This window comes from Luteolibacter sp., from assembly GCF_039920825.1.
GTDB lineage: Bacteria > Verrucomicrobiota > Verrucomicrobiia > Verrucomicrobiales > Akkermansiaceae > Luteolibacter.
Genome location: NZ_JBDSCX010000015.1, coordinates 16,918 through 28,256 on the forward strand (window position 1 = coordinate 16,918; position 11,339 = coordinate 28,256).

12 protein-coding genes are annotated in these 11,339 nt (G+C 58.5%); 6 read left to right on the forward strand and 6 right to left on the reverse strand.

All coding sequences use genetic code 11. The features are described from left to right. Nucleotides 1–117: 117 nt before the first annotated feature. The 6 genes from ABIQ96_RS03705 to ABIQ96_RS03730 all read right to left on the reverse strand — a co-directional run bounded on the left by ABIQ96_RS03705 (nucleotide 118) and on the right by ABIQ96_RS03730 (nucleotide 4,170). Entirely contained in the window at nucleotides 118–510 is a 393-nt protein-coding gene (locus ABIQ96_RS03705) for a PIN domain-containing protein (RefSeq protein ID WP_348213201.1), read from the reverse strand. Continuing rightward, nucleotides 507–719, reverse strand: a complete 213-nt coding sequence (locus ABIQ96_RS03710; RefSeq protein ID WP_348213202.1) for a hypothetical protein — start codon at nucleotides 717–719, stop codon at nucleotides 507–509. The genes ABIQ96_RS03705 and ABIQ96_RS03710 overlap by 4 nt, the downstream gene beginning before the upstream one ends. Before the next feature lie 203 nt (nucleotides 720–922). Beyond that, nucleotides 923–1,957 (reverse strand): RNA-binding protein, encoded by a 1,035-nt coding sequence (locus tag ABIQ96_RS03715; protein ID WP_348213203.1) that lies wholly within the window; start codon nucleotides 1,955–1,957, stop codon nucleotides 923–925. Nucleotides 1,958–2,343: 386 nt separating this feature from the next. Beyond that, nucleotides 2,344–3,372, reverse strand: coding sequence for a phosphate acyltransferase PlsX (gene plsX, locus ABIQ96_RS03720; RefSeq protein ID WP_348213204.1), 1,029 nt, complete (start codon nucleotides 3,370–3,372; stop codon nucleotides 2,344–2,346). A 98-nt stretch (nucleotides 3,373–3,470) separates the two neighbouring features. After that, nucleotides 3,471–3,653, reverse strand: coding sequence for a 50S ribosomal protein L32 (gene rpmF, locus ABIQ96_RS03725; protein WP_348213205.1), 183 nt, complete (start codon nucleotides 3,651–3,653; stop codon nucleotides 3,471–3,473). 13 nt (nucleotides 3,654–3,666) lie between these two features. Beyond that, nucleotides 3,667–4,170, reverse strand: a complete 504-nt coding sequence (locus ABIQ96_RS03730; protein ID WP_348213206.1) for a hypothetical protein — start codon at nucleotides 4,168–4,170, stop codon at nucleotides 3,667–3,669. Nucleotides 4,171–4,279: 109 nt separating this feature from the next. Between ABIQ96_RS03730 and ABIQ96_RS03735 the strand changes: the two genes are divergently transcribed. The 6 genes from ABIQ96_RS03735 to ABIQ96_RS03760 all read left to right on the forward strand — a co-directional run. Continuing rightward, a complete protein-coding gene (locus tag ABIQ96_RS03735; RefSeq protein WP_348213213.1) occupies nucleotides 4,280–5,338 on the forward strand; it encodes a M42 family metallopeptidase in 1,059 nt (352 codons plus the stop codon). Between the two features lie 68 nt (nucleotides 5,339–5,406). After that, a complete protein-coding gene (locus ABIQ96_RS03740; protein ID WP_348213207.1) occupies nucleotides 5,407–5,733 on the forward strand; it encodes a nucleotidyltransferase domain-containing protein in 327 nt (108 codons plus the stop codon). Beyond that, a complete protein-coding gene (locus ABIQ96_RS03745; RefSeq protein ID WP_348213208.1) occupies nucleotides 5,705–6,052 on the forward strand; it encodes a HepT-like ribonuclease domain-containing protein in 348 nt (115 codons plus the stop codon). The genes ABIQ96_RS03740 and ABIQ96_RS03745 overlap by 29 nt, the downstream gene beginning before the upstream one ends. Nucleotides 6,053–6,534: 482 nt before the next feature. Next, complete coding sequence (locus ABIQ96_RS03750) at nucleotides 6,535–7,638, forward strand: ribonucleotide-diphosphate reductase subunit beta (RefSeq protein ID WP_348213209.1); 1,104 nt, start codon at nucleotides 6,535–6,537, stop codon at nucleotides 7,636–7,638. A gap of 82 nt (nucleotides 7,639–7,720) precedes the next feature. Next, the gene (locus ABIQ96_RS03755; protein WP_348213210.1) at nucleotides 7,721–10,978 is read left to right on the forward strand and encodes a ribonucleoside-diphosphate reductase subunit alpha; all 3,258 of its coding nucleotides are present in this window, start codon (nucleotides 7,721–7,723) and stop codon (nucleotides 10,976–10,978) included. 143 nt (nucleotides 10,979–11,121) lie between these two features. Then, nucleotides 11,122–11,339: 3,4-dihydroxy-2-butanone-4-phosphate synthase (locus ABIQ96_RS03760; protein WP_348213211.1), on the forward strand; the 218-nt coding region annotated here is incomplete at its 3' end.

Sequence of the window (11,339 nt, forward strand, 5' to 3'; positions counted from 1 at the left end):
TCCCACCCTCCATATCTGATAGATCGGCTGTGACTTCCCAACGCAGGCCGCTGAAAAAGAAGCCCCAAAATAGGGCACACAACGGCGCGGGATCGATCTATCAAGCGTCCTTGCGAGTCATCCTAATTCCAAATCCGGAAGCACCTGATCCCGGATCGAGAAAAAGTGGGCGTCACGCGCGAGAAGCGGAATTTTTTCCGCGGAGGCAACGATGGCGATGATCAGATCGAGGGCCGGAAAATTCAGTCCTTTGAGCCGGAGCGCGGCACCCAATTCCGCAGCGGTGTCCCAATGTGCTGCCGTAACTACGATGCGTTTGGAAAAATCCAATGCCTGTTGGAGATCATCCAATTCGCTCGGACGCGCCCCGAGGACCAATTCATACCGGACCGGGCAAGCGTATGCCGCGTAGCCTAGCCCGATCAGATCCGCCACTCGTGATTTGATGGCTGAATCGCCTTTCGGACGGAGGAACTCAATCCACGCCGATGTATCAATCAAGGCCGTCATGGCTCCCGATGGGCGAGAGCTTCGATCTCCTCGTTCGACATCTCGTAGTTGGTTTTCCCGGCAATGACCTTTCCGAGGAAGTCCTGCCGCCGCTTGAATTCAAGAAACTCGTCCAAAGCCATGGCGAGCGCGGGAGACTTTTTCTTCTGCCGGGTCAGCTTCAGGATCGAACCCATCTTGGCTTCATCAATATCAACGGTGATTCTCATCTTTTTGGTCTTAAATTTGATGCATTTGTAGCGTGGTTTTTCATCAACTCAAGACTGGAAGCGGACAAAGTGGTCATGGACTTCAGTCCGTTCTTTGATTTTTGAAGAACGGACTGAAGTCCATGACCACGTTTTGAAACAAAAAACCCCCGTCGCGGCGGGCCGGACGAGGGTTGGTTTGATTGGATTTCGCAGAAAGCGGATTACGCCTCTTCAGTCTTCGCCTTCGGCTCGTCGAAGCCGTATTTGGCTTCGAGGTCGGTGGTGGTTTCGGCCACCACGGGAGCGGCTTCCTCGACTTTTTCGACGATGGTTTCGATGACCGGCTCGGCGACGACGGCGGCGACCGCCGGGGCGGTGGAAGCGAGGACGACGCGGGTCGGCTCGCGCTCGTCACGGCCTTCCATGTCTTCACGCTCGTCCTGGCCTTTGGATTTGGCTCCGGAGACGGTCATCTTGCGGCCCATGAACGGTTGGTCGTGGAGAACCTCGACGGCGCGGATGGCTTCGTCCATGCGGAGCATTTCGACGAACCCGTAGCCTTTGGAGCGGTGGGTGCTGCGGTTGTAAACCACTTCGATGTTGCGAACTGCGCCGACGCCCTTGAAGAGCTCCTGGAGGTCTTGTTCGGTGACGTCGTAGGACAGGTTCCCAACGTAAACGCGGGTGGACTCGACGCTTTTCGGATCGCCACCACGCGGGCGGTCGTTGTCGCGCGGAGTGCGCTCCTTGCGTGGCGGACGAGCTTCGCCTTCGGGGCGCGGTTCGCGAGGTGGACGTGGCTCACGGGGTTCGCGCGGCGGACGGGCCTCGCCTTCGCCGGAGCGGGCGTTGCGGGTGTTCGATTTCGGCGCGCGTTCACCACTTGGAAACGGGGTGGACTCGGGCCTGCCATCGGTCTTCGGCTTGGCGGCAGCCGGTGCTGGCGTGCGGTCGTAGCGGGAAGGCGGCGCGGGCTCCTTGTAGAGGCCGACCATCTTCATGATTTTCTGCCAGAGCGTCAGCTTGGCAGGAGCGTAGGTGCGGCGCGGGGCCTGAGGGCGGAATTCCTCGGTGCGGTTGCTGTCCTGGCGACGGCCATTTCCACGGTCGTTGCCGCGGGAATCGCGGGAGCCGCGATCACCACCGCTGTTGCCACGGTCTTCGTTGTTGTTGTTGCGATTGCGGTTGGAGCCTCCGCGTGAGCGGCGGCGACGGCTGTCTCCCGAGTTGCGGGAATCGTGTGTTGCGTTTGACATGTTGTCAGTGGGGTCTTGGTGTTTCAGGCGGCCCGGCGCGGCGGATTCAGGAGAATCCGGCAATGCTGGAAGGACCTCGTGCTGACCGACATGGATCCGATAACTCCGGCTTTTTGGTGCCGGGGAGAAGCTCCGCAGCTTGCGGAAGGAGACTTCACCCGTGTCGGAAACAGCCGGCTTGCGCCGCCGCCCGTGAGGCAGGTGTTCCGGTTTTCCTAGCCGCGGGCCGATTTCACGACCCGGGGAAATTGGGGTGAATCTGTAGGCACTCGGCCGGATGCGGGTGTAGGAGGTGGGAAATACCTGCTCACCGCGAAACTACGGGTTTTTAAAGCGTTGGCAAGGCCGGAACCGGACACAACCGGATTAATCCCGGGGCCGGGAAATCAAACTTCGGCCGCAGTGACCTTGGGAATGGCGGCCAGAGCTTCTTCGATCCGTGGATTGACGCGGCTTTCGACGGTTTCCATGCCGACGCGGATCGCATTGCGGACGGCGAGCGCAGTGGACGATCCGTGGGCGATGATGACCACGCCGTTGACGCCGAGAAGCGGGCTGCCACCGTAGGTTTCGTAGCTGCTTTTTTCCTTGAGCGCCCTGAAAGCACCTTGGGCCAGCATGGCTCCGGCAATGCGCAGCGGGTTGCCCTGGATCTCGGCCTTCAGCCACTTGGAAACGGCTTTGGCGGTGGCCTCGATGGTCTTGAGCATGATGTTGCCGACGAATCCGTCGCAGAGGACGACGTCGAGCTCGGTTTCGAAAAGATCGCGGCCTTCGACGTTGCCGACGAAATTGATGCCGGGGGTCTGCTTGAGCAGTTTGAACGTTTCCTTGGTGAAAGTGGTGCCTTTTTCGTCTTCCTCGCCGTTCGACATCAGGCCGACTTTCGGTTCCTTCACACCGAGAACGCCGCGGGCGAAAGCGGTGCCCATGATCGCGTAGGCGACAAGGTGTTCCGGTTTCGCCTCCGGATTCGCACCGGCGTCGAGAATGTGACAAATGCCGTATTCGTTAGGCAGGGCGGAGGCAATGCCGGCGCGGTCCACGCCGGGCAGGGTGCGGAGTTTCAAAGTCGCGGAAGCCACCGCGCCACCCGTGTTTCCGGCGGAAACGAAGGCGTCGGCACGGCCGTCCTTGATCATTTCCATGGCGACATTGATCGACGAAAGCTTTTTGCGGCGTACGGTCTTCGCACCCGGCTCGGCCATGCCGATGACTTCGGGCGCGTGAACGATGCTCACTCGGGGATCATTGAGATCGAGCCCTTGTTGATGACACTCCGCTTCGAGAATTTCCTGAACGCCCACCAGATAAAGGTGTTGCAACTTCGGATAGTAACGCAGCGCGTCGATGGCTCCTCCGATATTGACGGCGGGGGCGTGGTCCCCACCCATGGCGTCCAGGGCGACTTTCATGCAGGATCGAGAATCAAGGGGTGAAATGCAAAAAACGAAAAATTACCGCAGGAGGAAATCCTCAAGCGGCAATCGATTCAAAAAACGAAGAGTCAGCTTCAGAGTGCTTCGACTTCGAGCACCTGACGGCCACGATAGCTGCCGCAGGATGGGCAGGCGATGTGCGAAGGTATTCTGCTTCCGCAATCGGAGCAGCTCTTGAAGATCGGTGCACGCCAGCGGGTGGCGCCGCGGCGCATTTTTGAGCGGCTTTTGGATTGGCGGCGTTTTGGTACGGCCATGGTCGTAGTATGGTTAAGGTTGGTCCTTGAGGTCCTTGAGGATGTCGAGAGCGGACCATCGGTCGTCGCTTTCGGCGCGGGGCGGAGTGGGTAGCTCATCTTCCGCCGACTTGTCCACTGATAAATATCGGGAATCGATTTCACATTTCTGCGGCACGTCTCCTTCTTCGCACCGCGGGTCCACCGGGAAGTTGATCAAAACCTCCTCGCGCATGGCATCGGTGGCGTCGATTTCCCCTTCCCGCTCGATCTCGATCGAGACGGCGGCGTTTTCCAAACGGATCGTTTGCACAAAGGGATGCAGGGTCCTCACGCAGGTGAATTCGAACGGCGCGGTCAGGACTCCTGTTAGCAAAAGCTCGGAGCCGAAACGCTGCGCCCAAACTTCATATTCCAACGGCCCCACGGGTTGCGCGTCGCCTTCCGGCAGGTCGAAAATTTCCTTCGGCAGCTCGCCCGCGAATTCCTTCCCCTCTTCCGGCAGGTTGGCCAGATCGATCATCAAACGTCCTTTCATGCGCAGAATGTAACCCGCCGCCGCCCGTCGCCAAGTCGCAATTATTTCCTACTCCCGCCTTACATTTCCGCTCGTCACCGGCATGCCAGCCGCTAGTTTGCCGGACATCATGCCTATCGATGTTCCCCTGCTGGCCCGTATTTGTGAAGCTCCCGGCGCTCCCGGATTTGAAAAGGAAATCCGCAAACTCGTCCTCGTCGAGCTCAAGGGGCTCGCCGACGACGTCCGCGTGGACAACATGGGCAACGTCATCGCCCTTAAAAAAGGCAAGTCGGCCGCGAAAAAAGCCATGGTCGCCGCACACATGGATGAGATCGGTTTCATCGTCACCCACGTCGATGACAAGGGCTTTGTCCGCTTCAACGGAGTCGGCGGTTTCGACCCCAAAACTCTCACTTCCCAGCGCGTCATCATCCACGGCCGCAAGGACATCATGGGCGTCATGGGCTCCAAGCCGGTCCACATCATGTCGCCCGAGGAGAAGAACAAGACCGTCAAACTCAGCGACTTCTTCATCGATACCGGCCTGCCGAAAAAGGAAGTCGATAAGATCGTGGCGGTCGGCGATTTCGTCACCCGCCACTCGCCGCTGATCGAACTCGGCGATTGCGTGAACGTGAAATCCCTCGACAACCGCGCCTCCGTTTTTGTCCTCATCGAAACCCTCCGCGAGCTAAAGAAATCCAAGCGCAAGCCCGCCTACGACCTCCACGCGGTTTTCACCGTTCAGGAAGAAGTCGGCCTCCGTGGTGCCCAGGCATCCGCGCTTCAGATCCAGCCGGATTTCGGTTTCGGACTCGATACGACAATCGCCTACGACGTTCCCGGCTCAATCCCACAGGAACGCTGCACCTCCCTCGGCGAGGGCGCGGCGATCAAGCTGATGGATTCCTCCGTCATCTGCGACTACCGGATGATCGAGTTCATGAAATCCGCCGCCAAACGCCACAAGATCAAGTGGCAGCCGGAAATCCTCGCCGCCGGCGGCACCGACACCGGCAGCCTCCAGCGCATGGTCGCCGGCGGATCCATTTCCGGAGCCGTTTCCATCCCAACCCGCCACATCCATCAGACCATCGAGTCCTGCCACAAGGAGGACCTCGCCGCCTGCATCCAACTCCTCGCCGCGTGCGTTTGCGAACTGGATCAGCACGACTGGAAATTCTGATTTCCTCTAAATCGGCGAAAACCCTTCACCTTGACTCACTGCCACCTCTTCGGCATCTTGCAATCGCCTTGAACGCCTTGTTTTCCATCCATGCGGACGAAATCGCCAGACTCTGCGAGGAGTATGGCGTTCTCAAACTGTCGGCGTTCGGCTCTTCCGTGCGGGCTGATTTCAATCCGGCGACCAGCGACGTGGATGTGATCGCAGTTTTCCATTCGACCCGCGAACCGGGTTATGCGGATCGCTATTTGAATTTCGCCTTATCCTTGGAGCGGCTATTCGGTAGAAAAGTCGATCTCCTGACTCCGGGATCGATCCGCAATCCCCGCTTTGCGGCAACCCTCAACCGCGAATCTGTCGCGATTTATGAGTCCGAAGACCATCAAGCGGCTTGAGGATTCAAGGGATGCCTGCAACCGAATTCGGGAATTCCTGAAAGGCGTTTCCATGGATACCTTACTCGGTTCAGCGCTTCTCCAATCCGCCGTTGAGCGCCAGCTCGAGATCATCGGCGAGGCCCTTGGAGCCGCAGCCAAGGAGGATGATTCACTCGTCGAAATCATTCCGGACCTACCACGCATCGTCGGCCTGCGAAACCGATTGATCCATGGTTACGATTCGGTCGATCCCGAGCTGGTCTGGGACGTGACCCAAACCAAAATCCCGGTATTGAAAAAACAGCTCGAAACCGCAATTCGCGGATCGACCCACTGAAAATCCGACTTTTTAGGATAAATCCGCCACTCCTCCGCCGCATGATTTCACGCGAAATCATGCGGCTTTTTCATGCCCCCGAGGTCAAATTTCCGGAACTCCCGTGTCGGGAAAATGTTTTACATTTCCTGACCAACAGCTTGCGACGAAAACCACTCCCCCAAAGATGACATTTCGTAAAAATTAAGGAATTTTTTCAAATTTCAACTCGGCCCCGTTTCCCTAACAAATAGAGGAAGATTTCTTTACCCCTAGACCTGCGAACCGGTTCTTTCATCGATCGTCGCAAGCCCTAGACGCTGCTCGATTTTTACATGGTAAACACCGCTGACAAAACACCACATCTTGTATTGTGAATAATTTGTGGATACCACATGAGCAAAATCGGTTTGACCCGGCGTACCAATTGCTGGCAGTCTCCGCGACGCTGCATCTGTGCCGCAACGTCCAATTTCACCCACTTTCCAAGTTCGTCAAACTCTATGTCCAACACCCTTCCTGCCGCCACCACCACCGTCTCTCTCGGAAACAAAACCTTCGTTCTGGACCGCGAAAAAGCCGAACTCGCCTACGCCGGCAAACGCGTGATCAACGGCAAGGAAACCATGTTCTTCAACATCCTCCCGCTGAAATACCAGTGGGCGTATGACCTCTACAAGACCATGAAGAACAACCATTGGGAGCCCGAGGACATCACCATGCAGAAGGATGTCGAGCAGTGGCGCTCCGATGAGATTTCCGACGTCGAGCGCTGGATCATCAAAATGGGCATCGGCTACTTCTCCGCCGCGGAAGGCATCGTCGGTGACAACGTGCTCCACGTCGTCCGCGAGGTGGTCACCGCCCCCGAACTGAAGCTCGTGCTCGGCCGCCACGCCCACGAGGAAAACATCCACGCCGACAGCCTCGTTTACATGATTTCCTCGCTTGGCATCAATCCCCACGAGTGCGAGGCGATGTTCGAGGACATCCCGTCCATCACGGCGAAAAACAACTTCGTCTGCTCCAACAGCAAGGCCCTCCGCCGCGACATCGATCTCACGATCACCGAAAACAAGCAGGCTCTCGCCAAGAACATCTTCATGTTCGGTCAGGTCATGGAAGGCACCCAGTTCTACGGCCTCTTCGGCATGATCCTCAGCCTCTATCGCCAGAACAAATTCCCCGGCATCGGCCAGATGTTCCGCTACACTCTTCGTGACGAGTCAAACCACATCGAAGTCTTCCGGAATCTCCTCATGGACCTCATCGACGAAAACCCGGACGTCTGGACCGAGGATTTCCGCGAGGACCTTCGCGCCACCATGAAAGAGGGCATCACCCTCGAAAAACAATTCATCCGCGACTGCCTCCCCGTCGCCGGCATCGGCCTCAACTCCGCCGATTTCGAAACCTACATCGACTACATCGCAGACCGCCGCCTCATCTCCTGCGGCCTCGCCCCGCTCAACGAATCCGTCAGCAACCCATTCCCATGGCTCGCCGAAATGATGGACATCAAAAAGGAAACCAACTTCTTCGAAGGCCGCGTCACCGAATACCAAAAAGCCTCCGCCCTCTCCACCGTCGACGACGACGAACTGTAAGCAACGTGGTTGCGGCGTCTCGCCGCAACGAACCTTCTCATTCTTCCCATCTCCTCTCCAAAAACTCGCCACGCTCCATCCCATGTACCGCTCCCTTAACCTAAACGAAGACCTCGCCCTCAAGCAGGTAGTAACGGATCGCTTCACCCTAACCGACCGCGGCTTCGCCTGGCGCGACGTCCTCTCCACCGAGAAACGCCAGCCCGTCACCGACATCACCATCACCCGCGGCACCACCGATTCCCACTTCTCCCTCGAAGACGTCGCCGACGCCATCGGCGATTCCCTCGCCGACCTCCTCATCTCCCGCAGCGAGGACGAAAAATCCATCTTCTCCGACGTCAACCGCAAGTTCGTCTCAGACGTCGCCCACTCCGTCGCCGCCTTTCTGACCGACTCTCTTAAAGCCGACGGCCGCCTCCGCCTTTCCGAGGCCGATCTCTATCTGCTCATTGAAAAAGCCCTGTTGGAGAACGAGGCCTACGACGTCGCAAAATCCCTCGCCTTCCGCCGCTCCATGGAAAAAACCGGCGCTGTCGATGTCCACATCGGCCCTCACGCCCTGCCCGTCCGCCTGATCCGCCGCAACGGCAACGTCGTCCCATGGTCCGAGACCAAGATCGAAATCGCCGTTAGAAAGGCCTTCCTCACCATCAAGGAAAACCCCGAGCCCGCCGTCGATGTCTCCAAGGGCGTGACCGACCGCATCCGCCGCGGCGATTCCTCATTCGTACACATCGAGGACGTCCAGGACATGGTGCAGGAGGAACTCATGCGCCAAGGCCACTTCAAGGCCGCCACCCACTACGTCCGCTACCGCGACGAGCGCGCCCGCATGCGCAAGGAAGAGGAGGACCTCGCCGAGGATCCGAACCAAGAGCTGATGGTCACCGTCATCAGCGACGAAGGCATCTCCTCTTTCTGGGACGGCACCGACCTCCGCAAGCGCATCGCCTACGCCTCCATCGGCCTCGACCTGAACATGAACGAAGCCGAGATCGACCGCGAACTCCGCCGCTCCGTCGGCAACGAGATTTCCGAAAAGGACCTCAAAAACACCATCATCCTCAACGCCAAGGCCCTCATCGAAAAAGACGCCGATTTCTCGAAATTCGCCGGCCGCATCCTCCTTTCCTACATCTACGAGGAAGTCCTCGACTGGTCCATCACCCGCGACGGCGTGGACAAGCTCAAGCAGGCCCACAAGGCCGCTTTCAAGAAATACCTCAAGCACGGCGTCGCCATCAAGCGCCTCCACCCGGACCTGCTCGACACCTACAACCTCGACAAACTCTCCGAAGCTTTTGATCCCACCGCCGACCTCGATTTCGACTACCTCGGCATCCAGACGATGTATGACCGCTACCTCATCGTCGATAAAACCGGCAGCAAAAACCGCCGCATCGAGACCCCGCAATTCTTCTGGATGCGCGTCGCCATGGGCCTCTTCAAGAAAGAGGAAAAGGACGCCGAAGGCTGGGCGATCCGCCTTTACAACCTCTACAAAGGCCGCCGCTTCTGCTCCTCCACCCCCACCCTCTTCAATTCCGGCACCCTCCACAGCCAGCTCTCCTCCTGCTACCTCTACAAGGTGGACGACTCCATCGAGTCCATCATGTATCGCGGCATCGCCGAAAACGCATTCCTCAGCAAATGGGCCGGGGGCCTCGGTGGTTCATGGACCGCCGTCCGCGGCACCGGCGGCTACATCCAAGGCACCAATGGCGAATCGCAAGGCATCATCCCCTTCCTCAAGCTCCACAACGACCAGCTCGTCGCCGTCAACCAGGGCGGAAAACGCCGCGGCTCCGGCTGCGCCTATTTGGAAACCTGGCACAACGACATCGAGGACTTCCTCGACCTCCGGAAAAACACCGGTGACGAGCGCCGCCGTTGCCACGACATGAACACCGCCAATTGGATCCCCGACCTCTTCATGAAACGCATGGAAGAGCGCGGCACCTGGACCCTCTTCCGCTCCAACGAAGTCCCCGATCTCCACGACCTCTACGGCAAGGCCTTCGAGCAACGCTACTGCGAATACGAAGCCTCAGCCGCAGAAGGAAAAATCTGGTCCCGCCAGATGCCCGCCCTCGAACTCTGGAAATCCATGCTCAAAATGGTCTTCGAAACCGGCCACCCATGGATCACCTTCAAGGACCCCTGCAATGTCCGCAGCCCGCAGGACCACTGCGGCGTCATCCACTCGTCCAATCTCTGCACCGAGATCACCCTCAACACCTCCGACGAGGAAACCGCCGTCTGCAACCTCGGCTCCGTCGTCCTCGACACCCACATCACCCGTGACGGCGCGCTCGATCACGAGATGCTCAAGGAAACCATCACCGTCGCCATCCGCGCCCTCGACAACGTCATCGACATCAACTTCTACCCCACCGCTGCCGCGAAAACCGCCAACACCCGCCACCGCCCCATCGGCCTCGGCGTGATGGGCGTCCAGAACGCCCTCTACAAGCGCAACCTCGCCTTCGCCTCCGACGCCGCCGTCGAGTTCAACGACGAGTTCATGGAAGCCATCGCCTACTACGCCTACAACGCTTCCAGCGACCTCGCCTCCGAAGTCGGCACCTACCAGACTTACAAAGGCAGCAAATGGGACCGCGGCCTCCTCCCGCAGGACACCGTCGATCTCCTCGAGCAGGAGCGCGGCCGCAAGATCGACGTCCCGCGCGGCGGGAAAATGGACTGGTCCGTCGTCCGCGAAAAAATCGCCAAACACGGCATGCGCAACTCCAACGTCCTCGCCATCGCCCCCACCGCCACCATCTCGAACATCATGGGCACCACCCCCTGCATCGAGCCCAACTACAAGAACCTCTACGTCAAAGAAAACCTCTCGGGGCAGTTCATCGTGCTCAACCGCGAGCTCGTGCTGGATCTCAAGAAGATGGGCCTGTGGAACGAGTCGATGGCCGACGAGTTGAAATACTTCGACGGAGAGCTGCAGGATATCCCCGGCATCCCGGCCGCGTTGAAGGAAAAACATGCGACGGTCTTTTCCGTCGGCTACCCTGCCATCCTCGATGCGGCGGCCCGCCGCCAGAAGTGGATCGACCAGTCCCAATCGGTCAATCTCTTCCTCGCTCAGCCCGACCTCAAGACGCTCAGCCATATGTATCGGCGGGCGTGGCATGTCGGCCTGAAGACGACCTACTATCTCCGCAGCCAGCAGGCTTCCAACAGCGCGAAGATCACGGTCTCCGTCAAAAAGGAAGTCGAAGCGGCTCCGGTAGCTAAGACTGAATTCACGGAAGAAGAGAAAAAGGCCTGCTCCATCGAAGCCATGCGCAATGGTGAAGAATGCGAAGCCTGCCAATGATTTCCCCCTAGCGACTCACGTCGCTGGTTAAGCAACCCACAGGGCGAAGCGATCAACCGATCCTTCGCCCTGTATGCTTTTCAGGCCAAAAAAGGAAAAGTCTTTCTCTCCAAAAGGAAAATCCGGTTTAAATTCAAGGTTGCATGAGCAAAGTCCATTTCGATCCGATCTCCGAAGTCATCGCCGATATTCGCCGTGGGCGCATGGTCATCGTGACGGATGACGCCGACCGCGAGAATGAAGGCGACCTCGTGATCGCTGCCGCGAAGGTGACTCAAGCCCATGTCAATTTCATGGCCAAATTCGGACGCGGTCTGATCTGCGCCCCCATCACGGAGGAACGCGCCCAAAAACTCGGACT

Coding starts and splice junctions, on each gene's coding strand:
- ABIQ96_RS03705 (WP_348213201.1), bottom strand. CDS start 510: ATGACGGCCTTGATTGATACATCGGCGTGGATTGAGTTCCTCCGTCCG.
- ABIQ96_RS03710 (WP_348213202.1), bottom strand. CDS start 719: ATGAGAATCACCGTTGATATTGATGAAGCCAAGATGGGTTCGATCCTG.
- ABIQ96_RS03715 (WP_348213203.1), bottom strand. CDS start 1,957: ATGTCAAACGCAACACACGATTCCCGCAACTCGGGAGACAGCCGTCGC.
- plsX (WP_348213204.1), bottom strand. CDS start 3,372: ATGAAAGTCGCCCTGGACGCCATGGGTGGGGACCACGCCCCCGCCGTC.
- rpmF (WP_348213205.1), bottom strand. CDS start 3,653: ATGGCCGTACCAAAACGCCGCCAATCCAAAAGCCGCTCAAAAATGCGC.
- ABIQ96_RS03730 (WP_348213206.1), bottom strand. CDS start 4,170: ATGAAAGGACGTTTGATGATCGATCTGGCCAACCTGCCGGAAGAGGGG.
- ABIQ96_RS03735 (WP_348213213.1), top strand. CDS start 4,280: ATGCCTATCGATGTTCCCCTGCTGGCCCGTATTTGTGAAGCTCCCGGC.
- ABIQ96_RS03745 (WP_348213208.1), top strand. CDS start 5,705: ATGAGTCCGAAGACCATCAAGCGGCTTGAGGATTCAAGGGATGCCTGC.
- ABIQ96_RS03750 (WP_348213209.1), top strand. CDS start 6,535: ATGTCCAACACCCTTCCTGCCGCCACCACCACCGTCTCTCTCGGAAAC.
- ABIQ96_RS03755 (WP_348213210.1), top strand. CDS start 7,721: ATGTACCGCTCCCTTAACCTAAACGAAGACCTCGCCCTCAAGCAGGTA.